The organism is Bhargavaea beijingensis (assembly GCF_900101985.1).
GTDB classification, from domain to species: Bacteria; Bacillota; Bacilli; order Bacillales_A; family Planococcaceae; genus Bhargavaea; species Bhargavaea beijingensis.
The window spans coordinates 1-23,085 of the sequence record NZ_FNAR01000006.1; the positions used below are offsets into that span (position 1 = coordinate 1).

Below are 23,085 nucleotides of genomic sequence, written 5' to 3' on the forward strand. Positions count from 1 at the left end.
TCTCCCTGACGCCCTTGCCTTACTCTTGTTGGCTATCCTTATTTTCGGGTTGCGATTTGGAGTGAAGCTGAAGCCGAGAAACTTTCGTTTCCACGGCCGGTCCACTACTGCCGACTTCTTTCGGTTCACCTTGAGTTTCAGTTTCCCTTCGATGAATTTTGTCACTGATTCCATCACTCGTTCGCCTGCCCGTCTGGACTTCACGTAGATATTGCAGTCATCGGCGTAGCGGACAAAGCGGTGACCTCGCTTCTCCAATTCTTTGTCCAGTTCATCGAGGATAATATTGGATAGGAGCGGACTTAAGGGTCCGCCTAGAGGTGCTCCCTCCGTGACTGGCCTGACAAGGCCGTCCTCGAGGACACCTGAATTCAGAAAGCTTCTAATCAGTTTTAAAAGCCGCTTATCCTGAACGCGCTTTGCGAGAGTCGACATCAGTCGGTTTAACCCGGTCGAAGAACTTCTCCGAGTCGATGTCCACCACCCAACGCTAGCCTTCCCGGATATAGTTTTGGGCTTTCCGGACCGAGTCGTGTGCGCTTCTGCCCTGGCGGAACCCATAACTGTGTTCTGAGAAGTTACCGGGTATGCCCGGCGTATCCGTAGGCCTCCCCGGGTAAGAGCGCAGTCTTTCCCTCCACGTTGGCAAGCTCACCCAACCATACATAGCCTTATATGGAGTTCTTGTTCCTCAGACCGGAGGTTTGCCGCCCGCTTCCTTCAGATTCCTCCTCGCGGCGGACACCCTTGCGTTAGGCTAACTGCTACTTCTGCCTTCACAGTTCGGGACTTGCACCCTATAGACTGCGCCCATACCAGGCGCACCAAACATAAGGAGCGGCGGCTTATCGCCCCGCTCCTTTTATGATAGCTTCATCCGGAAAGTCCTTCAGCTTCTTGATGACCGGATAAGCCGCATAGCCGCTTGCTTCTTCGAACTCGGCAAGCAGTTTCTTTTCCCCGGACTTGGATGGTTCGATGTCCTTGAATCTGCGGTAGGCATTCATGAGCTCCCCCCGCCTGATTCCGTTTTCGTAAGCTTTTTCCACCGCTTCGAAAAACTTTATTGCATCAATGATTTCATTGGTGGTCCAATCCGTTCGTAGCGGATAAGAGTAACCTTCAGTTGCCATTATTGATTCCTCCCGTTTTGCCGTTCCCCCACCTTGCGCGGATCTGACCGGCTTCTTCCACCATGCGGCCGAACAGTTCCGATACCGTCGGCACATCTTCGATAAGGCCTGCGACCTGGCCGGCCCAGCCGAACCCTTCATCCGCCCGCCCCTCATGGATAAAGCGCCGGTTCGCTTCCCCGCTAATATAACTTTTCAAGGCTTCATACGTGGGACTCTCCTGCTCGATCTCAAGAATCTTCTCGGACCAGCCGCCCTTCAGCACACGTGCCGGGGCACCGATCGACCGCTTGATGACGCTCGTTCCTGTTTCGGTTGCGGCCAGGAGCGCTTTCCGATAGGCATCCGATGCATCCACGCATTCCTTTGTGGCGATGAACCGGGTTCCCATCTCGATTCCTTCCGCGCCCAGTGCATGCGCGGCCATCCAGCCTCTGCCATCGCCGATCCCTCCCGAAGCGACCACCGGAATCGAGACACTGTCGACAACACGGGGCACAAGGACCATCGTGCCGATGTCGTCCCGGCCGAGATGCCCGCCGCCTTCCTGTCCGACGACCATGACGGCATCCGCCCCTAGGCTTTCCGCTTTCTGTGCCTGCCGCACCGCAGCAACAAGCACCAGTTTCCGGATGCCGGTCCCTTCCAGCCGTTCCAGAAGCGGTGCCGGATTTCCCCCTGTCATCGTGACCGCAGGAACTCCCTCTTCAATGGCCACATCCAGCATGTGTTCATAGGGACGTCCGTGCTGGCCGATGGCATAGTTGACACCGAACGGCTTGTCCGTCATCTCTTTCACTCTGCGGATTTCCCGTCGAAGCTCCTCCGGCCCGGGCAGGCTCATTGCGGTAATTTGCCCGAGCCCTCCCGCGTCCGATACCGCAGCCGCGAGGTCCGCATAAGCGAGATAAGCCAGCCCCCCTTGGATGATCGGATACTGGATGCCAAGCAGTTCAGTGATCCTCGTGTTCCATTCCATGTCAATCCCCCCTTGCTTCCATCTTATCTTATGGGAAGGAGAAGTTGAACCCATGTATTTCTGTGACAACCGGTGGCTGACGATGCTATAATATGCCCTTGAAATCCTGCATCATGAGAACAAGGGGGCTCCAGATTGTCACAGCTCGAAACACCATTATTCGACGCGCTCCTGAAACACAGGAACCGCCATCCGATACAATTCCACATCCCCGGACATAAAAAGGGCCATGGAATGGATCCCGCATTCCGGGAATTTGCAGGAGACAATATCTTGTCGATCGACCTGATCAACATCGCCCCGCTGGATGACCTCCATTCGCCAAAGGGGGCCATCCACAAAGCGCAGGAACTGGCCGCCAAAGCGTTCGGGGCCGATTACACCTTTTTCTCCGTACAGGGGACGAGCGGCGCCATTATGACGATGATTCTCAGCGTCTGTGAGCCGGGAGATAAAATCATTGTTCCGCGCAATGTCCATAAATCGGTCATGTCCGCAATTGTCTTTGCCGGGGCCGTGCCGGTGTTTATCCATCCCGAAGTCGATCCGGAACTCGGCATCTCGCACGGAATCTCCGCGGAAGCCGCGGAAACAGCACTTGCAGCCCATCCCGATGCGAAAGGGCTGCTCGTCATCAATCCGACCTATTACGGTGTCTGTGCCGATCTGGAACGCATTGTCGGCATCAGCCATGCCCGTGGCATACCGGTGCTGGTCGATGAGGCGCATGGGGTCCATACCCACTTTAGTGACAGCCTGCCCGTATCCGCCATGCAGGCAGGTGCCGATATGGCCGCGACATCCGTCCACAAGCTGGGTGGCGCGATGACCCAGGGGTCAGTTCTGAATGTCCGGGAAGGGCTTGTGTCAACCAAACGTGTCCAGTCCATCCTGTCGATGCTGACGACCACCTCCACCTCTTACCCGATCCTGGCATCGATCGACTGCGCACGCAGGCAGCTTGCCATGCACGGGAACGACCTGTTGTACGAAACAATCCGATTGGCGAAAGACGCTAGAAAGCGGATTAATAAAATCCCCGGCCTCTGGTGCCCGGGCCGGGAACTGATCAGGAGTTCGGCGACTTACGACTTTGATCCGACAAAACTACTGATCAGCGTCAAAGACCTGTCGATCACCGGCAGCCAAGCTGAAGTGTGGCTCAGGGAAAATGCCAATATAGAGGTTGAACTGTCCGACCTGTACAATATCCTGTGCATTCTGACGATCGGCGATACCGGAAAAGAAGTCAGCCTCCTGGTCAATGCACTCAAAAGAATGGCCGACACGTTTGCTCCTGATGGCTCGGAGCGCCCGCCATTCGTCGCACTTCCCGAAATCCCTGCACTCGCGCTCACCCCGAGAGATGCTTTTTACGCTCAGACAGAAGCCATTCCTCTTGATGAGGCGGAAGGGCGAATCTCAGCCGAATTCATCATGGTGTATCCACCGGGAATCCCGATTGTCATTCCGGGTGAAATCGTCACACAGGATAACATCGACTATATCCGGATGAACATAGAAGCAGGTCTTCCTGTACAAGGACCCGAAGACAATACGTTGCAGAACCTCCTTGTCATCAAAGAGAGGATGCCAATCGTTTCATAAACAGAAAATGGAGAGCCCGAAAAACTTCGGTGCTCTCCATTATTTTTCATTCAGCCGTTTCCGGCAATTTAATCGATGCGGGATCAATCAGTTTGAATCCTTTGTCACGCAACCCCTGAACAATCTTCGGAAGGGCGGCTGCCGTCCATTCACGGTCGTGCATAAGCAGGTTCGCACCGTTGTTCAAATACTCCGTATTGAGCATGATATCGGCAAGGGCTTCGCCGTTCTGATACTTTGGTTCCCAGTCATAGCCGTATGTCCAGTTCATAAGGAGCATTCCCTCGTCGGCTGCCAATCGCCTGCTGAAATCCGTGTTCTGGCCGAAAGGCGCCCGGAAGTATCTGGGCTTCTCACCCGTCACTTGCTCCACGATTTCATTTACGCCGAGAATCTCTTCACGCTGGGCTTCCTCGGAAATCTGCTGAAGATCTGCGTGTGTCATTGTATGATTACCGATCGGGAATCCCATTTCATGGATCTCCTTCAGCACAGCCTTTTCTTCATCGGTGTCAATAAAGTGGCCATTGACAAAAAAGATCGCCGGCGCCTCCAATTCTTTCAGCGTCTTCGCCATCTCAAGCGCATGCTTGTCCGGCGCATCATCGATCGTCAGCAGGGCCGCTTTCGGATCGGCATCGCCGATCGGCTGGAAAGACCAGGTGGCTTCATTCAGTTCATAAAGCGGTTCCGCCGGTTCTGCTGCAGCCGGTACCTGCTTGTCTTTGTCGCTTTCTCCATTTTCCCCGGCGGATTCTTCCGACATGTCCTCATTGGCTCCGCCGTTGTCCGCTTTTTCTTCAACTTGTTCATCCTGACGGTCAGGCACGTCATCCTTTCCGCTGTTCTCTTCATTTTCCTGGCCTGAACAGCCTCCAAGCAACAGGGCCGTTAATGCAGCACCAGCTATCCAATTTAATCTAAGTTTCATCTCCGAGTCACTTCCTCTCTCCTCTACCAGTCTATCATCGCCGCAACCCTCGGCACAATCCGACAAAGGGAGATTCAGGAAATAAAAAAAGAGAGCGGAAAATCCGCTCTCTTCCATGCTTGATTACTTCAGGATGTGGATCGGGTTGCCGAGAACGACTTCCGCTGCTTCCATCGAAATTTCACCGAGCGTAGGATGTGCGTGGATGGTCATCGAGATGTCCTCCACCGTCATTCCCGCTTCGATTGCCAAACCGAGTTCCGCGATCATATCGGAAGCGCCGGCACCGACAATCTGAGCTCCGAGGAGGAGACCGTCTTCTTTGCGCGCCACAAGTTTGACGAACCCATCTGTCGCTTCAAGCGCCAGTGCGCGGCCGTTTGCGCCAAACGGGAATTTGCCCGCAGTCACTTCGTAGCCTTCCGCTTTCGCCTGTTCTTCATTCAGGCCTACAGTCGCCAACTCAGGATCCGTGAAGCACACAGCCGGGATTGCCATGTAGTCCACTTCGGACTTTTCGCCGGCAATCGCTTCTGCAGCCACTTTCCCTTCATACGAAGCTTTGTGAGCAAGTTGCGGACCAGGAACAATGTCGCCGATCGCAAAGATGTTGGAGACGCTTGTGCGGCCCTGGCGGTCCACTTCAATGAGACCGCGCTCGCCGATTTTAACGCCGGCTTCCTCGAGGCCCATTTCATCTGTGTTCGGGCGACGTCCGACTGTGACGAGCACGTAGTCCGCTTCGACTGTCTTTTCTTCGCCTTTTGCCTCGTAAGTGACCTTCACACCGTTTTCGGTTTCTTCAGCGCCTTTCGCCATTGCTTCCGTGACGATTTCGACGCCTTTCTTTTTAAGGCCTTTCTTGACGATCTGTGTCATCTGTTTTTCGAAGCCTGCGAGAATGTCCTTCGCACCTTCGAGGATTGTTACTTCGGAACCGAGGTTCGCATAGGCCGAGCCCAGCTCTGTGCCGATGTAGCCGCCACCGATGACGACGAGCTTGCCAGGGATTTCTTCCAGCGCAAGGGCGCCAGTCGAATCAATGATCCGCTCTGAGTACTTGAAGGATGGAATCTCGACTGGACGGGATCCTGTTGCGAGAATCGCATTCTTGAATTTGTAGGTCTGTGCGGACTTGTCATCCATGACACGGACTGTATTGGCGTCGACAAAATAAGCCTCGCCTCTTACAATTTCAACCTTGTTGCCCTTCAGGAGGCCTTCAACACCGCCGGTCAATTTTTTGACGACACTGTCTTTGAATTCCTGGGCTTTGGAGAAGTCGATTTTCACATCGGAAGTGCTGATGCCCATGCTGTCAGCGCCTTTAGCTTCAACAAAGCGGTGGCCGACATTAATAAGGGCTTTGGACGGAATGCACCCTACGTTCAGGCAAACGCCTCCAAGGTTTTCACGTTCTACAATCGTCACTTTCTGGCCGGTTTGTGCTGCGCGGATCGCTGCAACATATCCTCCCGGGCCGGACCCGATGACGAGTGTGTCCGTTTCAATTGGAAAATCACCTACTACCATGATTTACGCCTCCATTAGTAAAAGTTCCGGATTCGACAACAGTTTCTTGATATGGTTCAGCGCCTGCTGGGCAGTGACGCCGTCGATCATCCGGTGATCATAGCTCAATGACAATGCTAACATAGGAGCCGCCACGATTTCACCATTTTTGACAACCGGTTTTTCGGCGATCCTGCCGATTCCGAGAATCGCGACTTCCGGGTGGTTAATGATCGGGGTGAACCATTGGCCGCTTGCGGAACCAAGATTCGAGATGGACATCGAGCCGCCTTTCATCTCATTTGGCGCCAGTTTTCCATCGCGTGCTTTCACTGCAAGCTGGTTGATTTCATCGGAGACGGCAAAAACAGATTTGCGGTCCGCATTTTTGATGACCGGTACGAGAAGCCCGCGGTCAGTGTCCGCTGCGATGCCGACATTGAAGTAGTGTTTCTGGATGACTTCTTCGGTCGTCTCGTCATAAGACACATTAAGTTGAGGGTATTCCCGAAGTGTGCTGACAAGCGCCTTTACGACATATGGCAAGTACGTCAGCTTAATGCCTTTCTCCGCTGCAATCTCCTTGAATTTCCGGCGATGTTCGACAAGTGCCGTGACATCGACTTCATCAAGATGCGTAACGTGAGGAGCAGTGTGCTTCGAGTTGACCATCGCTTTGGCGATCGCCTTCCGGATCGGCGAGATCTTCTCCCGGGTTTCCGGGAATTCCCCTTCCGGCAATTGCGCCGCAGCAGCCGGACGTGCCGCCTCTTCGCCAGCAGAAGCAGTTTCTCCTGCAGTTGCAGCTGGTACTTCTTCACCAGCCGGTTTTTGACCGCCGCTCATGAATGCATCCACATCCTCTTTAAGGATCCGGCCATTTTTGCCGCTTCCTTCAACGTCATGGATATCCACATCATTGTCCCGTGCGTACTTCCGGACCGATGGCATGGCAATCACTCGGCCGCCCTTTGGCTTACCCGATTTCCGGGCAGCAGCCGGCGCCGTCCCCTGGTCTTTCTCTGTTTTCGGTGTTTCTTCTTTTTTAATGTCCTGGCCGGATTCAAGAGAAGCCTGAACCTGCTCTTCAGTTTTTTCCGCGCCGGCATCTTCCGCTTCCTCTTCACCGTCTGCATGGTCAGGGGAATCAATTTTGATGAGGACATCGCCGACGACTGCAACTTCACCTTCGCCGACCAGGATGTCTTCTACCGTTCCGCCTACAGGGGAAGGGATTTCAACGACCGCTTTGTCGTTCTGCACTTCACATAGGACGTCATCTTCCTGGATGGTATCGCCCTTGTTTACGAACCATTTTACGATTTCGCCTTCATGGATTCCTTCACCGATATCCGGCATACGAAATTCAAATGCCACGCCTCTCACCCTTTCTTCTATGGAAATCGTCTATCAGAATTCGAGTACTTTCTTTGAAGTTTCTACAATATCCTTAGCGCCTGGCAGCCAAGTGTTCTCACCCTGTGCAAATGGATAGATGGTATCAGGGGCCGCCACACGCAGTACAGGTGCCTCCAGGCTCAAAATTGCACGTTCCGTGATTTCTGCAACCACGTTCGCTGCGATGCCGGCCTGGCGCTGTGCTTCCTGGACAACGATTGCGCGGTTGGTTTTCTCGACCGACGAGATGATTGTGTCAATGTCAAGCGGCTGCACCGTGCGAAGGTCAATCACTTCAACGGAGTGTCCTTCCTTTTCAAGTTCCTCGGCCGCTTTGAGGCTTTCGCGCACCATCGCGCCGTAAGAGATAATCGTCAGGTCCGTGCCTTCCTTTTTCACAGCCGCCTTGCCGAGCGGAATCGTGTATTCCTCTTCAGGAACTTCTTCACGGAACGAACGATAAAGCTTCATATGCTCAAGGTAGATGACCGGATCATCGTCACGGATTGCGGAAATCAGAAGTCCCTTAGCATCATACGGCCCGGACGGGATGACAACTTTGAGACCCGGCTGCTGTGCCATAAGCCCTTCAAGGCTGTCGGCGTGCATCTCAGGTGTAGCGACTCCGCCGCCAAATGGTGAACGGATCGTCACCGGTGCGTGGAAATGCCCCGCGCTGCGGAAGCTCATGCGAGCGAGCTGGCCGCTGATCGAGTCCATCACTTCATAAACGAACCCGAAAAATTGGATTTCCGGAACAGGACGGAACCCCTGCAGTGAAAGTCCCACTGCCAATCCGCCGATGCCGGACTCTGCCAGCGGCGTATCGAACACCCGGTCTTCACCGAATTCTTTCTGGAGTCCTTCCGTAGCACGGAAGACGCCTCCGTTATTGCCGACGTCCTCCCCGAAGACGAGGACGTTTTCATCGTTTTTCAGCTCAGTACGGAGTGCATCCGTAATCGCCTGGATCATCGTCATTTGTGCCATCGGTCACTTCGACTCCTTCTCTGTATAGATGTCAAGCTGTTCTTTCACGTTTTGCGGCATTTCACCGCGATACATGATATTGAGGAAGTCGCTCACTTTCTGTTTTGGAGCGGCATCCGCCTTCTTGATGGCGGCTTTGATTTCTTCCTTGGCGCGTTCGATCACTTCGTTTTCCTTTTCCTCGTTCCAGAGGCCCTTGGCTTCCAGATACTTGCGGAAACGGATCAGCGGATCGCGTTTTTCCCATTCCGAATCGGTTTCGGACGTACGGTATCGTGTCGGGTCATCCCCTGCCATCGTGTGCGGGCCATAACGGTAGCACATCGTTTCGATGAGAGTCGGGCCTCCGCCGTTCAGCGCGCGTTCGCGGGCCTGCTTCGTGACTGCGTAAACCGCCAGCGGATCCATCCCATCGACGAGCACGCTAGGAATTCCCGCAGCGATGCCCTTTTGGGCGAGTGTTTTCGCTTTTGTCTGAAGAGAACGCGGTGTCGAGATCGCGTATTGGTTGTTCTGGATGACAAAGATTGCAGGCGAGTTAAATGCACCCGCAAAGTTGATTCCTTCGTAGAAATCACCCTGGGATGTGCCGCCGTCCCCAGTATACGTAATGACGACCGACTTTTCTCCGCGCTTCTGCTTGCCTAGCGCGACTCCTGCAGCCTGGATGTACTGTGCACCGATGATGATTTGCGGCAGGAAGATATTGACGCCGTCCGGCACATCGCTTCCCTGGAAATGACCACGGGACCATAGGAATGCCTGTTCAAGAGGAAGGCCGTGGAAAATAATCTGGGGCACATCACGGTAACCGGGCAGGATGAAGTCTTCGCTTTCCAATGCAAATTGGGAAGCCAATTGGGAGGCTTCCTGGCCTGCAGTCGGTGCATAGAAACCGAGGCGCCCCTGGCGGTTGAGGGAAATGGAGCGCTGGTCCAGAATTCTTGTCCAGACCATACGTGTCATCAGCTCTGTCAGTTGCTCATCGCTCATCCCCGGGTCCATCTCTTTATTGATGATCTCCCCTTCTTCATTGAGAATCTGGAGCATTTCGAATTTATCTTCGATTTCACGGAGGCTCTGCTCCGGATCGAATGCGTTCGCCTTTTTGGCAGCCATTGCGGCAACTCTCCTTTAGCTGTATTATCGTTTTTCTTTTTAAAATTAGTACACTTGATTCGTTTTGAATTATACAAGACAGAAAAATGCTAGTCAATATAAGGGTTTGAAAGCGCTTTTAGTATTAGTACACAAGTGAACGAACAGCTATCTGTATTAACACATGACGAGATTTTGTTTTAGAGATGCGCCCTCCAACATTTCCAGTATTCCCTTTATGAAACCGAAAAAACGCCCGGAAAGCCATGCTTCCGGGCTGAAAGGCATTCAATTTTCTTCAGAATCGCTGATAGCTGCATAAGCTTCTTTTTTCTGTTTATTGACGGTCTCCGTTGTTTCATTAAATGCATCCGCCGCCGCCGCCACTTTCGCATTTCCGTTATTGACGGCTTCCACTTTCTCCTGGATCTTCTGGAAATCAGATTCCTCATCCGTTGCCAGACTGTACAACTCTTTTTGAAGGCCGGCAGTCTTTTCATAGACCTCGGAGAATTCCTCATGAACGGCATACCGGTCCGACATGGATTGTTTCAGTTTTCGGACAGCCTCTTGGACAGCCTCTTTTTCATCTTTTTCGATTTCATCGAGCCTGTTCAATTCCTTCTCCGCTTCACCGAGTGCCTTTTTCCCTTCTTCAAGAAGCCCGAGACGTTCGTCTGCTGACTTGTCCGCCTCTCCCGCCAGCTTCGACAGTTCCTCGCGGTCTTCCTGGGTAAGTTCCATCATTTCGCCGAACTTCCCGAACTCTTCTTTTTCAAGCGATGCCATTTTCTCCTGTGCTTCAAGGAATGGCTGCTCCTTTTCCTGGATCTTTCCGATTGCATCGGAAAGCCGTCCTTCGGCAGAACTGCCGAACGAGCAGGCGGAAAGGAGCATCGCCAGAGCAAGCGCTGTGCCTGCCAATCGTTTTTTCATCTCGGTCTCCCCTTCCCTTTCCTATTTCTACTATATTGAATGGGCGCACCGATTTCAATCAGACGGGACATTTTGTTTCATCAACTTAACGGAGCGTATATAATAAAAGACAAGGTATACCGTATGAAAGGAAGTCAACCACCATGATTACGATGGATCAGATTATCCGTGAAGGTCATCCGACGCTGCGGAAAAAAGCGGAGGAAATGAAGTTTCCGCTCGCGGAAGAAGAAAAGAAAATTGCCGACGAGATGCTCGAGTTCCTGAAAAACAGCCAAGATCCCGAAATCGCCGAGAAATATGGACTTCGGGCAGGAATCGGGATTGCGGCCAACCAGATTGATGTGCCGAAACGGATGTTCGCCCTGCATATCGTCGATGAGGACACGGACCCGCTCAGCATGACGATTATCAATCCGAAAATCGTGAGTCATTCCGCCAAAAGATCCTATCTCCCGGGAGGAGAAGGCTGCCTGTCCGTCGACAGGGATGTACCGGGCTTCGTGCCGCGCTATTCCAAGATTACCGTTAAAGGTTTCACGCCCGATGGCGAGCCAATCAAAAAGCGTCTGAAAGGATTGCAGTCAATCGCTTTCCAGCATGAACTTGACCACCTGAATGGGGTTATGTTCTACGACCACATCGACCCGGACGAACCATTCCGCGAATACCCGGATGCAGAACCGCTGAAGGCTGAAGAAGAGTAATTGCAGATCTCTCTCAGGGTGTAGACGAAATGGAGCCCCAAAGGCTCAGAGAAAAAGCAAAAAGCAAGGACTCCGGTTGCTTTCCGAAGCCGCCCGGTGTCCTTGCTTTTTTCAGTCTTGCGGAGTGTTCCATACTTTTGGACACCCCCAATTATCAGATAAGTTCCAGCCGATCAAGGATGCGGGCGATGCCGTCATCGGATACATCACCCGCGATGTAATCTGCCCGTTTTTTGGCTTCTTCGTGGGCATTCCCCATCGCCACACCGACGCCAGCCGCCTCGAGCATCTCAATGTCATTGAGACCGTCTCCGAATGCCACGGCATCTCCCATCGTCAGGCCTTCCCGGTCGAGGATCCGCTGCATCCCTTCGGCTTTGGACGTTCCCGCCGGAAGGATATCAGTGGATGTGCGATGCCAGCGGACAAACTTCATTTCCGGAAATGTTTCGGCATAGGACTTTTCTTGCTTTTCGGTGCAGAATAGGAGTGCCTGATGGATCGGCCTCTCCATATGAAACGTTTCCGATTCTCTCGGATAAGGCATTTTCAGTGAATCCAGGCTGTCACCGACATGCGGGTGACCGGTCTCGGTCGCCACCATTTCACGGTCATCCATGAAAATGAGCGGGAAGCGGTCCCTGTCCGCCTTTTCTTTAATACGAGCAAGGATTTCAGGTTCGATGACACCGCCATGGATCAGTTCGCCCTCATGGACGACATATTGCCCGTTAAAGCAAATGTATGTATCGATGTCCAGATCTTCAAGAACCGGGCCGATCATGAAAGGCGCCCTGCCCGTTGCAATGGCAACGAGGTGACCCTTTTCCCGCGCGGCCGTCACCGCTTTTTTGGCTGACTCGGGCAATTTTTTGTCATGGTCGTACAGGGTGCCGTCGATATCGAAAAAGAGGATTTTCTTCATCGTTTGAATCTCCGCCTTCCTATATAATTTCCTGAAAAACCACCCTTGACAGAACATTCAAAAAGACCTATAATAGGTCACAAGGAGTGATAGCCATGCTGAAACGCCTGAAACGCAAATGGTTGAAGCGGCTCAATGGCATCCTCGGCAAGAAGTCCATTGCATAGTGAACTTATGCCCCCGCGTTTACGGGGGCTTTTCTTTGCTTTTCTTTATTTCAATGGACCTGCATGCTATTATAAACGATATGGCAAGTATTTGAACGTGATAAAGGAGAGTAGACCATGATCTACAAAGTGTACTATCAAGAAAACATGCATGAAGTGCCAGTCCGCGAAAACACAAAAGCCATGTATGTCGAAGCAGAATCTGTCCGTGCCGTCCGCGCTGCGCTGAAAGAGCGCGAACTGTACATCGAACACATCCAAGCCTTGGAAGACGGCCATCTGGAGTATGAGAAAAAATCGCCTGACTTCCACGTCGAACAGGTGTGACCCGATGAAATCGGTCAAGAATGATCAGACAGCCGTATTTGCGCTCGGCGGACTGGGCGAAATCGGCAAAAACACGTATGGGGTCCAATTCCAGGATGAAATCATCCTGATCGATGCAGGGATCATGTTCCCTGAAGATGATCTTCTCGGCATCGACTATGTGATTCCGGATTACACGTACATCGAGCGGAATGTTGACAAGATAAAAGGCCTCTTCGTCACACATGGCCATGAAGACCATATCGGCGGCATTCCCTACCTGCTCAAAAAAGTGAACATCCCGGTCTACGGCGGCAAGCTGGCACTGGGCCTTCTGCGCAACAAGCTTGAAGAACATGGCCTCCTTCGCCGCACAAAGCTGATCGAAGTAGAAGAAGATGATGTGATCAAGTTCAGAAAGACATCCGTCAGCTTTTTCAGGACGACCCACAGTATACCGGATGCATTCGGGATTGTCGTCAAAACACCGCCGGGCAATATTGTCCATACAGGGGATTTCAAGTTTGACTTCACTCCTGTCGGCGAACCTGCGAACCTCGCGAAGATGGCCCAGATCGGAGAAGAAGGCGTTCTCTGCCTTCTCTCCGACAGTACGAATGCGGAAGTGCCGGACTTCACGATGTCCGAGAGAACCGTGGGTGAAAGCATCGATGAGATTTTCCGCAAAGTAAACGGCCGCATCATTTTTGCGACATTCGCCTCCAACATCTACCGGCTCCAGCAAGCGGTTGAAGCCGCCGTACGGCACGGCAGGAAAATCGCCGTTTTCGGACGGAGCATGGACAACGCCATTACCATCGGCACGGAACTCGGTTATATCGATGCGCCAAAGGAAATGTTCGTGGATACGCAGACGCTGAACCGTCTGCCTGCCAATGAAGTCATGATCCTCTGCACGGGAAGCCAGGGCGAACCGATGGCGGCACTTTCACGGATTGCCAACGGGACGCACCGCCAGATCCAGATCCAACCAGGGGATACGGTCATTTTCTCTTCCTCCCCCATCCCGGGCAATATCGCCAGTGTCAACCGGACGATCAACTTGCTGTTCCGTGCAGGCGCTGAAGTCATCCATGGATCGCTCAATAACATTCACACATCCGGCCACGGTTCCCAGCAGGAGCAAAAACTCATGCTGCGCCTGATCAAGCCGAAGTTCTTCATGCCGATCCACGGCGAATACCGGATGCTGAAGACACACGCCAGTCTGGCCGTCCAGTGCGATGTGCCGGAAGAAAACATTTTTATCATGGAAAACGGTGACGTTCTGGCCCTCAGTTCGGATGAAGCCCATCTGGCGGGCCGGATCCCGTCCGGCGATGTCTACATCGATGGCAGCGGAATCGGCGATATCGGCAACGTTGTCCTGCGTGACCGCCGCGTCCTGTCGGAGGATGGACTCGTCATCGTAGTCGTGACGCTTAATGCCGCAAAAGGCAAAATCGTTGCAGGTCCCGATCTCATCTCCCGCGGATTCGTTTATATGCGTGAATCCGGGCAGATGATTAATGAGGCCCAATCGATGCTGAACCGGCGGCTCCGACAGTCGGTGGCCAACTCTGACACACCGGATACTGAAGCGCTGAAAAACCAGATTACGGACATTCTCGGCCCGTACCTGTATGAACAGACAAAACGCAAGCCGATGATTCTTCCGGTCGTTATGGAAGTGTGATCACCCAAGTTGCATATTTCGTGAGCTCCGGATGGCCATGGTGCAATCCGGAGCTCCTCGTTTCAAACCGGACAATCATGGTCAATCCTTAGACAAGCTGCACGGAATTCAGATTCCGTGCAGCTTGTTCGTTTCCGCAACAGCCGAAAAGCCCCGGCAGAATAAATTTCTGCCGGGGCTTTTCTCGCCGTTTAGTGCAACGCTTTTTTCTCAAATCGTAAAATGTCCGCATCGGAACCGATAATGATCAGGATATCCCCTTCATGAATCGGTTCTTCCGCCATCGGGGAAACCACTACATCCTCTCCACGCTTGATGGCCACGATGTTGATGCCGTATCTGGCCCGGATATCAAGGTCCAGGATGGTATGGCCCGCAAGCATTTCATTCGCCTTGATCTCCATGATGGAATGCTCATCCGATAACTCCAAATAATCAAGGATATTGTTGGAAATCATATTGTTTGCAATCCGGATGCCCATGTCCCGCTCCGGGTGGACTACTTGGTCGGCCCCGATTTTCTGGAGCACTTTCGCGTGATAATCGTTTTGTGCTTTTACCGTGATTTTTTCGACACCCAGTTCTTTCATGATCAGCGTGGTCAAAATGCTTGACTGGATATCTTCGCCGATTGCGACAATCACATGTTCGAAGTTGCGGATTCCGAGCGATACGAGCGTCTGCTCATCGGTCGTATCCGCCACGACGGCCTGTGTAGCGATCGCAGCGAACTCGTCCACCCGTTCGGGATCTTGGTCGATTGCCAGGACGTCCGCGCCCTGCTCAACCAGTTCCCGGCAGATGCTGCCGCCGAATCGTCCCAGCCCGACTACAACAAATTCCTTTTTCATCTTCCATGCCTCCAGCAGTCGGCCCGCCCATGCGGACCTCTAGCAAATTACAGGTCAAATCCCGTTTACGACTCCCCTGTAAAAGGGAAGGATGAGAGGGAGGCCGATCAGCCCCGGTCATACGGACGCTTGGGCCGGTCCGTACAAAATTGGCATTTCGGATCGGTGCATGTTTCTTCGCGCCACTCATTGCATCCGGCGCAATACGCGGAATCGTAGGTGGCGTCATAGGACAGCGGTTCCAGACAGCATTCACAGTAATCATCCAGTTCTTCGTAAGGGATGATGCGATCTTTAGTCATCAGGAAAACCCCTTCGATGACGGGCGTCACGCCATTCCGGCTGCGCCCCCGGCCATGGTCCGGACCCGGGAAGAAATTGTTCTTGCCCATTGCCACCACTCCTTTTTCCAATAGTGTACCACATCATCCCAAAACTACAATGAATGGCGGTGAAAACATGACAGAGGTTCCGGATACGAAAGACTTCACCGTTGAAGACGGCTATCTCTCTTTTATCCTGCCGTTTGCCTACAGAAAAAAACAGATACGGAAAGCCGCAGATGCTCTTGAGAAAGACGGCTTCCACTTTTTCACACTGGAAGATCCCGGCGGTCGGATCAACGATCTTTATGAGGGATCGACCGAGATTTCCCAAGAAGAGTTGGACCAGTATTTCCTCCCATATGTGGAACGCAAAATCTTCCCGCCGACCATCGAAGAATACGGCTTTCATCGCTTTTACAAAATCATCGGAGAAGAGTTCACACTGACGGCCGACGGTGAGCGGTACCCATTCCGCTTCATGAGCCTGGATGTGACACTGGGCCCTTTCGGCATCGGCTTTCTCACGTCCAGGGTACGCCTGCTGGATAAAAACCTTCCGCTGTCCTCCGTCCTGAACTTTATGCAACATTTCCGTGCGATAGAAAACAAACTCAAAGAGGAACAGGGATCGGTCATCTATTGCGGGGACGGCAAGAGGTTTTCAAGCATTCACGAATTTCTCGTTGACCGCCTCGCCTCGGCTATCCGGCCGTTTATCTTCCACGATGAGCGGCTCACTGGCTACTTTGGAAGTCTCCCCTATTTCGAGGATGAACGGATGTTTGTCACTTCCTTTCTGTTCGCTGAACCGGGGACGGAATTCAGTGAAGAGCAGTTGTTCAGGATCGGCAGGGTCGACGGCCTGAGCCCTGATGGCAAACCGTTCATCTCAGCCTCGAACATGGCGTACATAAGGGACTATCTGGACAACTATCTTCATGACCGCTGGGCGCCGGATCTGTATACGCTTGCCACCGATTTCTCTTATACCAATGTGACTACGAAGAGTCCTGAGGAGATGCAACGTCCGCTCGCCCACTTTATGGGAACGCACTACTATAACTTCCTGCTGCATTATTTTTACCGGATCATGCTCCTCCGGGTTTCCTTCGAATATAGCCGGCTCAAATGGGACAAGGACGAAGAGTATTTAAAGCGGCTGATCGAACTGATCACAATTTTCTCATCCTGGTACTACTTCAAACATGTCAGTGTCCGCCAGGAAGGACGGGAATTGGGGCTGCTTTTCAGGAAGGCATTCAACTTGGATGATTTGTTCCAGGAAGTGCGAACCACACTGGATGAGCTATACCGGACACAGGAAAACGCAGCGGCGAACCGGATGAATCTGCTGCTCTTCTTCCTCACCGTCTTTACTGTGATCTCAGGCATTTATGGGATGAACCTCGTCATCGAGGACTGGAAAAACGATACCAGCCTAAACGAGATTTCCAAGTATGGATTGTTTGAATGGACTGCCCTCCTGACTGCCGTTCTCGGAATCGGCATGTCGATCTATCTGTTCTTCACCTATCTCGGCCGCATCGTATGGCGAAAACTCAAGAGAAGGCTTGACGATTTGAACTTCTGACTCATCAGCCCGGCATGCTAAAGCAGCATGCCGGGCTTTTCATGTGCCTTTCAGAAAAAAACAATTCACTGCTGCGAATTTTCTCTTGCAATCACAGACGAATTTTGTATAATAAAATCCGCTATTGCTAAACTTAAAGTTTATTATAAGTAAACTCCACAGGAGGCTGTCCCATGCAAATCGGGAAAAAAATCAAGCAGCTCCGTCTGAAAAAAGGACTTACACAGGAAGAGCTCGGAGAACGGACGGATTTGAGCAAGGGCTACATCTCCCAACTTGAACGCGATCTTACCTCGCCGTCGATTGAAACCCTGTTCTCCCTTTTGGAGGTGCTCGGTTCATCCCCGAAGGAATTCTTCGATGACGGAAGCCCGGCCGCCAAGGTTGTCTTCGGCAAGGACGAACATATCATGAACACCGATGAGGACAGAGGTTATTCTGTCCGATGGCTCGTATCCGAATCAAATGAAAAAGAAATGGAGCCCGTCCTGCTGTCTCTTGCACCGAATGGAGAATTCAAGGAGTTCGAACCCTCCCTCTCCCAGACATTCATTTACGTACTGGAAGGGCGAATCGTACTCCAATTGGGTACAGAGAGATATGAGGCCGATGAAGGAGACGCCCTCTATTACGAGGCATCGCACCATCATCGGCTGTCAAATGCCGGTCCCGGGGAGGCCAGATGCCTGCTCGTGGCCACAGAATCTTATTTGTGATTATTGATACTGGAGGTAAGACATGACCCAACAGCCTATTATCCGCTTCGACAACGTCTCCAAGCGGTACAATGAACAGACGTCCGTCCTCAACAACATCAGCTTCGAAATGGAACGCGGCAAGTTTTATACTCTTCTCGGGCCGTCCGGTTGCGGCAAGACGACCATCCTCCGCCTGATCGCCGGATTCATCGAGCCGAGCAGCGGCGAAATCCAGTTTAACGGCAAGAAAATCAATGACACTCCTCCGAACGAGCGGCAGGTCAATACCGTTTTTCAGGACTATGCCCTCTTTCCTCACCTGAATGTCTTCGAGAACGTTGCTTTTGGGCTCCGTATCAAGAAAATCAAGCAGGCGGATGTCAAGCGCCGTGTAGAAGAAGCGCTGCGGTTCGTCAATCTGCAGGGATATGAAAACCGGGAGATCTCGGAAATGTCAGGCGGCCAGCGCCAGCGTGTCGCCATCGCCCGCGCCATCGTCAATGACCCGGAAATCATCCTCCTTGATGAGCCACTGTCCGCACTTGACCTGAAACTACGGACTGAGATGCAGTATGAGCTCCGAGAATTGCAGCAGCGCCTCGGAAAGACATTTATCTTCGTCACCCATGACCAGGAGGAGGCGCTCGCGATGTCGGATGAAATCTTCGTCATGAACGCCGGCGAAATCGTCCAGTCCGGCACGCCGATCGATATTTATGATGAGCCGATCAACCGGTTTGTCGCTGATTTCATCGGTGAGTCCAATATTGTGGACGGTGTCATGATCCGTGATCACCTGGTCCGGTTTGCGGGAAGGGAATTTGAATGCGTCGATGCCGGACTTGACCCGAACGAAAAAATCGAGGTCGTCATCCGGCCGGAAGATCTGGAGATCACTTCCCCGGACCGCGGGAAGCTTGTCGTCACTGTGGATACTCAGCTTTTCCGAGGTGTCCACTATGAACTGTCGACCTATGACAAAGACGGCAACGAGTGGCTCGTACATTCCACCAAAAAAGCACAGGTCGGCGATGAGATCGGCCTCGACTTCGACCCTGAAGCCATCCATGTCATGAGGCTGAATGAATCGGAAGAAGATTTCGACCGGAGGCTCGAGTCGTACGAGGTGCCGGACCATGCAGAATAAATCGACACGCGCACTTTACCTGATTCCTTACAGCGCCTGGATTATCCTGTTTGTCATCGCGCCGATTGCGCTTGTCGTCTATTATTCCCTGTTCGATATTCACGGCGATTTCACCTTTGCCAATTACAGGGCGTTCTTTTCTTCGGTATACCTGGAACTGACGCTCAGTTCTTTCTGGTACGCCTTCCTGATTACTCTGTTTTCACTGCTGATCGCGTATCCGACCGCCTACTTCCTGACGAAAACAAAGCACAAGCAGCTTTGGCTGCTGCTGATCATCATCCCGTCCTGGATCAACCTGCTCCTGAAGACGTATGCCTTCATCGGGATTTTCGGCCAATACGGGCCGATCAACGCCTTTTTCACGGCGATCGGAATCGGTTCCACACAGCTTCTGTTCACGGACTTCAGTTTTATTTTTGTGTCGGTCTATATTTTCATCCCGTTCATGATCCTTCCGATCTTCAATGCGATCGACCGGCTCAATCCGGCACTGATCGATGCATCGCGCGATCTCGGGGCAAGCCCGTGGACGACATTCCGCAGGGTCATCCTTCCGCTTACGATGAACGGTGTGAAATCGGGCATCCAGGTCACCTTCATCCCGGCCCTTTCGCTGTTCATGATTACCCGGCTCATCGCCGGAAATAAGGTCATCACGCTCGGGACAGCCATTGAGCAGCAGTTCCTCGTGACCCAAAACTGGGGAATGGGCTCGACGATCGCGGTCTTCCTGATCCTATTCATGTTCGTCATCATGCTGTTCACCGGCCAGAAGGAGAAAGGAGGCGCATCTGATGGCAAAACCAAGTAATGTGCAAAAGATCTTTCTCACGCTTGTATTCATCATCTTGTATGCACCGATCTTCTTTCTGATTTTCTACTCGTTCAATTCGAATGGGACAATGTCGTCGTTTGATTCGTTTACTTTGGAGCATTACGCCGCCGTCTTTGAAGACACCCGTCTGATCATGATCGTCTTCAACACGGTCATAGTCGCCCTTTTGTCGGCCCTGATCTCGACGGTCATCGGTGTCCTCGGCGGGCTTGCGATCGTCTACCTGAAAAACCGGAAACTCCGCAGCACACTGCTGTCTTTGAACAACGTGCTGATCGTAAGCCCGGACGTCATCATCGGAGCATCGTTCCTGATTTTGTTCACCGCGGTCGGTGTGCGGCTCGGATTTGCATCGGTTCTGATTTCACACATTGCCTTTAGCGTGCCGATTGTCGTCCTTATGGTGCTGCCGAAACTGTTGGAGATGAGCGACTCGCTCATTGATGCCGCACGCGACCTCGGCGCATCCGGAAAGGACGTCCTCACGCGCGTTATCATCCCTTACATCAAACCGGGCATCTTTGCCGGGTTCTTCCTGGCACTCACCTACTCGCTTGATGATTTTGCCGTGACATTCTTCGTCACAGGAAATGGCTTCAGTACCCTCTCCGTCGAAATCTACTCGATGGCCCGCGCCGGGATTACGCTGACGATCAATGCACTTTCCGGCCTGATCTTCATCGTCACCGTCGGGCTCGTTATCGTTTACTATGCGCTTAATTCGCGCAACCGCACACCTGTCACGGGGGTGAAGAAATGAAGGAAATCATCCGGGCAGCAGTTGCCGTGATCGCCGTATCCGCACTGCTCCTTTACATCAACAGCCAGCTCGGCAAAACGTCGGGCAGCACGGGGAGCGACACCATCACCGTTTATAACTGGGGAGAATACCTGGATCCGGAACTGCTCAAACAATTCACGGAAAAAACCGGCATCCGCGTCGTCTACGAGACATTCGATTCGAATGAAGCGATGATGACGAAAATCCAGCAAGGTGGGACATCTTATGATGTTGCCATGCCATCTGAATACATGATTGAAAAGATGAAGGAAGAGAACCTCCTCGTCCCGCTTGATCATTCCAAGATCCCGAACCTGGAAAACATCGATCCGTATTTCCTGGATCTGCCGTTCGACCCGGGCAATGAATATTCCGTCCCCTACTTTTGGGGAACGGTTGGAATCGCCTTTAACCCCGACCTGCTCAAGAAGGATTTCGACTTCACAAGCTGGGAAGATTTGTGGAGCCCTGAGCTGCGACAGCAGGTCATCCTCGTCGACAGTGCCCGTGAGGTGATGGGAATGGGACTAAACAGTCTCGGATACTCCCTCAACTCGACCGACGGGGCTGAACTGGATGCTGCATCCGCCAAGCTGGATGAGCTTACGCCGAATGTCAAAGCGATTATTGGCGATGAGATCGTCGAAATGATGCGTCGGAATGAAGCCGCGATTGCCCTCACCTGGTCGGGCCAGGCCCTTGACATGATGTACGTCAACGAATCGATCGACTTTTCCGTGCCGGAGGAAGGGTCCAATCTCTGGTTCGACAATATGATCATTCCCAAGACGGCGGCCAATGTTGATGGGGCTCATCAGTTCATCAACTTCATGCTGGAGGCGGAAGTTGCGGCGCAAAATGCTGACTGGGTCGGCTACTCCACGCCAAACGCCGCTGCGCTTGAATTGATGGATCCGGAAGTGACCGGTGATAAGCGCTTTTATCCAGATGAGAAAATCCGTGAGAATCTGGAAGTGTACAGGAACCTCGGACCGGAAATGACCGGTGAATACAACGAACGCTTCCTAAGATTCAAGATGGGAATGAACTAAAACAGGCAGTCCGGAATGTGCATATTTCCGGGCTGCTTTTTAAAGTCCTGAAATTTTGATTTGCCGCTTCAGTAAGTAGTGATACAGGTCATACGGGTGTGGTAAGATAATTTGACACACGAAACTTTCTGAAAGGGGGTCCGGGCATGGCGGAGGGGACCAATCGTTTTGCATTGTATATCCTCATGTTCAACATGTTTATCGCGATGTCCGGCATCGGGCTGATCATCCCGATCATGCCGGCTTACCTGGAGACATTCGGGGCGGCAGGGCAGGTGCTTGGCTTTCTCATCTCTGCCTTTGCGCTGGCGCAATTTCTATTTTCCCCGATTTCCGGAAATCTGTCCGACAGATTTGGGAGGAAGAAGCTGATTGTCTTCGGCCTGGTCGTCTTCGGCCTGTCACAACTTGCTTTCGGACTTGCAACGGAGCTGTGGATGCTGTTTGTCGCCCGGTTCATTTCTGGGTTCGGGGGGGCTTTTCTGATCCCGCCGATGATGGCCTTCGTGGCTGACATTACATCTTTTGATGACCGTGGAAAAGGAATGGGATGGCTCGGTGCTTCCATGTCCCTGGGCTTCATGATCGGCCCGTCCATCGGAGGATTCCTCTCAAATGTCAGTCTTCAGTTCCCCTTTTATATCGCGTGCAGCGTTGCCCTGATTGCCGCCTTGTCCTCTGCATGGATTCTTCCGGACCCGCGTCCGGAAAAAGAGCCGGAAAATGAGGGGCCCAAAGAACAGGAGAACATTCTTGGCCAGCTAAAACGCTCCATTGCGGTGAACTATTTTATCCTGCTCATCATTATGCTTGTCTTCTCATTCGGACTTGCCAATTTCCAGGCGACCATTTCCATGTATATGGATAAGAAATATGCGTACTCGCCGTCCGAGATTGCGATTCTGATGACGATTGGCGGGTTTGTCGGGGTGGTCGTCCAGACATTTGTTGTTGATCCGCTGTTCCGCAAATACGGTGAGATGCGGGTCATCCTCGTGAACCTGTTGATCGCGGCGGTTTCAATGTCGGGGATTCTCTTTGTTGAGCGGTTCTGGTCACTCATGCTCATCTCCACCTTCTTTTTCACGGCCACTTCGCTGCTCCGGCCGGCCCTGAATACACTGATTTCGAAGATGGCCGGCAATGAGCAGGGATTTGCCGCTGGCCTGATCAATGCCTACATGAGTCTCGGTAACATGTTCGGCCCCGCGCTGGCAGGCACGCTGTTCGATCTCAATATGGCCATTCCCTATATATTCGGGACCGCCGTCCTGCTCGTCTGCTTCGGTATCACTGTCGCCTGGGCAAGCATTCACCGAAAACAGCTCCAGGCGCTTCGCTCCGGGAAAGTTGCGGCAGCGCGTTAAGCCAACCAAACCCGCCATGCAAATGCATGGCGGGTTATCTTGTCTCCT

At 52.5% G+C, this 23,085-nt stretch carries 22 protein-coding genes and 1 pseudogene; 11 read left to right on the forward strand and 12 right to left on the reverse strand.

Translation table 11 applies throughout. From position 1 onward, the window contains the following. The 3 genes and pseudogenes from BLT01_RS06135 to BLT01_RS06145 form a co-directional block, all read right to left on the reverse strand. A pseudogene (locus tag BLT01_RS06135) lies at window positions 1-655 on the reverse strand (reverse transcriptase domain-containing protein); the annotation flags it as partial. A gap of 190 nt (window positions 656-845) precedes the next feature. Next, window positions 846-1,133, reverse strand: coding sequence for a UPF0223 family protein (locus BLT01_RS06140; protein WP_092095855.1), 288 nt, complete (start codon window positions 1,131-1,133; stop codon window positions 846-848). After that, window positions 1,123-2,112: an NAD(P)H-dependent flavin oxidoreductase gene (locus BLT01_RS06145; RefSeq protein ID WP_092095858.1), complete on the reverse strand. Its 990-nt coding sequence runs from the start codon at window positions 2,110-2,112 to the stop codon at window positions 1,123-1,125. The genes BLT01_RS06140 and BLT01_RS06145 overlap by 11 nt, the downstream gene beginning before the upstream one ends. Window positions 2,113-2,247: 135 nt before the next feature. On the opposite strand from BLT01_RS06145, the gene BLT01_RS06150 reads away from it, so the two are divergent. Further along, the gene (locus BLT01_RS06150) at window positions 2,248-3,720 is read left to right on the forward strand and encodes an aminotransferase class I/II-fold pyridoxal phosphate-dependent enzyme (RefSeq protein WP_092095861.1); all 1,473 of its coding nucleotides are present in this window, start codon (window positions 2,248-2,250) and stop codon (window positions 3,718-3,720) included. A gap of 46 nt (window positions 3,721-3,766) precedes the next feature. Here the strand turns inward: BLT01_RS06150 and BLT01_RS06155 are convergent, their stop codons facing one another. The 6 genes from BLT01_RS06155 to BLT01_RS06180 all read right to left on the reverse strand — a co-directional run bounded on the left by BLT01_RS06155 (window position 3,767) and on the right by BLT01_RS06180 (window position 10,585). Next, complete coding sequence (locus BLT01_RS06155; RefSeq protein ID WP_092095864.1) at window positions 3,767-4,651, reverse strand: polysaccharide deacetylase family protein; 885 nt, start codon at window positions 4,649-4,651, stop codon at window positions 3,767-3,769. A 123-nt stretch (window positions 4,652-4,774) separates the two neighbouring features. Beyond that, entirely contained in the window at window positions 4,775-6,184 is a 1,410-nt protein-coding gene (gene lpdA / locus BLT01_RS06160; protein ID WP_092095867.1) for a dihydrolipoyl dehydrogenase, read from the reverse strand. A gap of 3 nt (window positions 6,185-6,187) precedes the next feature. Next, the gene (locus BLT01_RS06165; protein WP_092095868.1) at window positions 6,188-7,540 is read right to left on the reverse strand and encodes a dihydrolipoamide acetyltransferase family protein; all 1,353 of its coding nucleotides are present in this window, start codon (window positions 7,538-7,540) and stop codon (window positions 6,188-6,190) included. Window positions 7,541-7,573: 33 nt separating this feature from the next. Further along, window positions 7,574-8,551 (reverse strand): alpha-ketoacid dehydrogenase subunit beta, encoded by a 978-nt coding sequence (locus BLT01_RS06170; RefSeq protein ID WP_092095869.1) that lies wholly within the window; start codon window positions 8,549-8,551, stop codon window positions 7,574-7,576. Between the two features lie 3 nt (window positions 8,552-8,554). Continuing rightward, a complete protein-coding gene (gene pdhA, locus BLT01_RS06175) occupies window positions 8,555-9,670 on the reverse strand; it encodes a pyruvate dehydrogenase (acetyl-transferring) E1 component subunit alpha (protein ID WP_092095870.1) in 1,116 nt (371 codons plus the stop codon). A 267-nt stretch (window positions 9,671-9,937) separates the two neighbouring features. Then, window positions 9,938-10,585, reverse strand: a complete 648-nt coding sequence (locus BLT01_RS06180) for a YkyA family protein (protein ID WP_092095871.1) — start codon at window positions 10,583-10,585, stop codon at window positions 9,938-9,940. 143 nt (window positions 10,586-10,728) lie between these two features. Here BLT01_RS06180 and def point away from each other — a divergent pair, with 143 nt between their 5' ends. Continuing rightward, window positions 10,729-11,292, forward strand: a complete 564-nt coding sequence (def, locus tag BLT01_RS06185) for a peptide deformylase (protein WP_092095872.1) — start codon at window positions 10,729-10,731, stop codon at window positions 11,290-11,292. Window positions 11,293-11,446: 154 nt separating this feature from the next. Here the strand turns inward: def and BLT01_RS06190 are convergent, their stop codons facing one another. Beyond that, window positions 11,447-12,217 (reverse strand): Cof-type HAD-IIB family hydrolase, encoded by a 771-nt coding sequence (locus BLT01_RS06190; protein ID WP_092095875.1) that lies wholly within the window; start codon window positions 12,215-12,217, stop codon window positions 11,447-11,449. Window positions 12,218-12,501: 284 nt separating this feature from the next. On the opposite strand from BLT01_RS06190, the gene BLT01_RS06195 reads away from it, so the two are divergent. Both BLT01_RS06195 and rnjA read left to right on the forward strand, forming a co-directional pair. Continuing rightward, complete coding sequence (locus BLT01_RS06195) at window positions 12,502-12,711, forward strand: DNA-dependent RNA polymerase subunit epsilon (protein WP_092095877.1); 210 nt, start codon at window positions 12,502-12,504, stop codon at window positions 12,709-12,711. Between the two features lie 4 nt (window positions 12,712-12,715). Beyond that, on the forward strand, window positions 12,716-14,386 hold the full coding sequence (gene rnjA, locus BLT01_RS06200; protein ID WP_092095879.1) for a ribonuclease J1: 1,671 nt from the start codon (window positions 12,716-12,718) through the stop codon (window positions 14,384-14,386). A 191-nt stretch (window positions 14,387-14,577) separates the two neighbouring features. Here rnjA and BLT01_RS06205 read toward each other — a convergent pair whose 3' ends face one another. Both BLT01_RS06205 and BLT01_RS06210 read right to left on the reverse strand, forming a co-directional pair. Then, window positions 14,578-15,237, reverse strand: coding sequence for a potassium channel family protein (locus tag BLT01_RS06205; RefSeq protein ID WP_092095881.1), 660 nt, complete (start codon window positions 15,235-15,237; stop codon window positions 14,578-14,580). A 107-nt stretch (window positions 15,238-15,344) separates the two neighbouring features. Next, a complete protein-coding gene (locus tag BLT01_RS06210; RefSeq protein ID WP_092095883.1) occupies window positions 15,345-15,629 on the reverse strand; it encodes a hypothetical protein in 285 nt (94 codons plus the stop codon). 67 nt (window positions 15,630-15,696) lie between these two features. Here BLT01_RS06210 and BLT01_RS06215 point away from each other — a divergent pair, with 67 nt between their 5' ends. The 7 genes from BLT01_RS06215 (at window position 15,697) to BLT01_RS06245 (ending at window position 23,037) form a co-directional block, all read left to right on the forward strand. Beyond that, window positions 15,697-17,154, forward strand: a complete 1,458-nt coding sequence (locus BLT01_RS06215; RefSeq protein WP_092095885.1) for a magnesium transporter CorA family protein — start codon at window positions 15,697-15,699, stop codon at window positions 17,152-17,154. Window positions 17,155-17,327: 173 nt separating this feature from the next. Beyond that, complete coding sequence (locus BLT01_RS06220; RefSeq protein WP_092095887.1) at window positions 17,328-17,870, forward strand: helix-turn-helix domain-containing protein; 543 nt, start codon at window positions 17,328-17,330, stop codon at window positions 17,868-17,870. Between the two features lie 22 nt (window positions 17,871-17,892). Further along, window positions 17,893-18,999 (forward strand): ABC transporter ATP-binding protein, encoded by a 1,107-nt coding sequence (locus BLT01_RS06225; RefSeq protein ID WP_092095890.1) that lies wholly within the window; start codon window positions 17,893-17,895, stop codon window positions 18,997-18,999. Next, window positions 18,989-19,813 (forward strand): ABC transporter permease, encoded by an 825-nt coding sequence (locus tag BLT01_RS06230; protein ID WP_092095893.1) that lies wholly within the window; start codon window positions 18,989-18,991, stop codon window positions 19,811-19,813. The genes BLT01_RS06225 and BLT01_RS06230 overlap by 11 nt, the downstream gene beginning before the upstream one ends. Next, window positions 19,797-20,597 (forward strand): ABC transporter permease, encoded by an 801-nt coding sequence (locus BLT01_RS06235; protein ID WP_092095895.1) that lies wholly within the window; start codon window positions 19,797-19,799, stop codon window positions 20,595-20,597. Before BLT01_RS06230 ends, BLT01_RS06235 begins: the two co-directional genes overlap by 17 nt. Next, window positions 20,594-21,670 (forward strand): ABC transporter substrate-binding protein, encoded by a 1,077-nt coding sequence (locus BLT01_RS06240; protein ID WP_092095897.1) that lies wholly within the window; start codon window positions 20,594-20,596, stop codon window positions 21,668-21,670. Before BLT01_RS06235 ends, BLT01_RS06240 begins: the two co-directional genes overlap by 4 nt. A 146-nt stretch (window positions 21,671-21,816) precedes the next feature. After that, window positions 21,817-23,037 carry an MFS transporter gene (locus BLT01_RS06245; protein WP_092095899.1) on the forward strand — a complete coding sequence of 407 codons (1,221 nt, stop codon included), beginning with the start codon at window positions 21,817-21,819 and terminating at the stop codon, window positions 23,035-23,037. Window positions 23,038-23,085 lie beyond the last annotated feature (48 nt).

Coding starts and splice junctions, on each gene's coding strand:
- BLT01_RS06145 (WP_092095858.1), bottom strand. CDS start 2,112: ATGGAATGGAACACGAGGATCACTGAACTGCTTGGCATCCAGTATCCG.
- BLT01_RS06235 (WP_092095895.1), top strand. CDS start 19,797: ATGGCAAAACCAAGTAATGTGCAAAAGATCTTTCTCACGCTTGTATTC.
- def (WP_092095872.1), top strand. CDS start 10,729: ATGATTACGATGGATCAGATTATCCGTGAAGGTCATCCGACGCTGCGG.
- BLT01_RS06210 (WP_092095883.1), bottom strand. CDS start 15,629: ATGGGCAAGAACAATTTCTTCCCGGGTCCGGACCATGGCCGGGGGCGC.
- BLT01_RS06180 (WP_092095871.1), bottom strand. CDS start 10,585: ATGAAAAAACGATTGGCAGGCACAGCGCTTGCTCTGGCGATGCTCCTT.
- BLT01_RS06205 (WP_092095881.1), bottom strand. CDS start 15,237: ATGAAAAAGGAATTTGTTGTAGTCGGGCTGGGACGATTCGGCGGCAGC.
- BLT01_RS06170 (WP_092095869.1), bottom strand. CDS start 8,551: ATGGCACAAATGACGATGATCCAGGCGATTACGGATGCACTCCGTACT.
- BLT01_RS06140 (WP_092095855.1), bottom strand. CDS start 1,133: ATGGCAACTGAAGGTTACTCTTATCCGCTACGAACGGATTGGACCACC.
- pdhA (WP_092095870.1), bottom strand. CDS start 9,670: ATGGCTGCCAAAAAGGCGAACGCATTCGATCCGGAGCAGAGCCTCCGT.
- BLT01_RS06245 (WP_092095899.1), top strand. CDS start 21,817: ATGGCGGAGGGGACCAATCGTTTTGCATTGTATATCCTCATGTTCAAC.
- BLT01_RS06155 (WP_092095864.1), bottom strand. CDS start 4,651: ATGAAACTTAGATTAAATTGGATAGCTGGTGCTGCATTAACGGCCCTG.
- BLT01_RS06220 (WP_092095887.1), top strand. CDS start 17,328: ATGCAAATCGGGAAAAAAATCAAGCAGCTCCGTCTGAAAAAAGGACTT.
- BLT01_RS06225 (WP_092095890.1), top strand. CDS start 17,893: ATGACCCAACAGCCTATTATCCGCTTCGACAACGTCTCCAAGCGGTAC.
- rnjA (WP_092095879.1), top strand. CDS start 12,716: ATGAAATCGGTCAAGAATGATCAGACAGCCGTATTTGCGCTCGGCGGA.
- BLT01_RS06215 (WP_092095885.1), top strand. CDS start 15,697: ATGACAGAGGTTCCGGATACGAAAGACTTCACCGTTGAAGACGGCTAT.
- lpdA (WP_092095867.1), bottom strand. CDS start 6,184: ATGGTAGTAGGTGATTTTCCAATTGAAACGGACACACTCGTCATCGGG.
- BLT01_RS06240 (WP_092095897.1), top strand. CDS start 20,594: ATGAAGGAAATCATCCGGGCAGCAGTTGCCGTGATCGCCGTATCCGCA.
- BLT01_RS06230 (WP_092095893.1), top strand. CDS start 18,989: ATGCAGAATAAATCGACACGCGCACTTTACCTGATTCCTTACAGCGCC.
- BLT01_RS06190 (WP_092095875.1), bottom strand. CDS start 12,217: ATGAAGAAAATCCTCTTTTTCGATATCGACGGCACCCTGTACGACCAT.
- BLT01_RS06195 (WP_092095877.1), top strand. CDS start 12,502: ATGATCTACAAAGTGTACTATCAAGAAAACATGCATGAAGTGCCAGTC.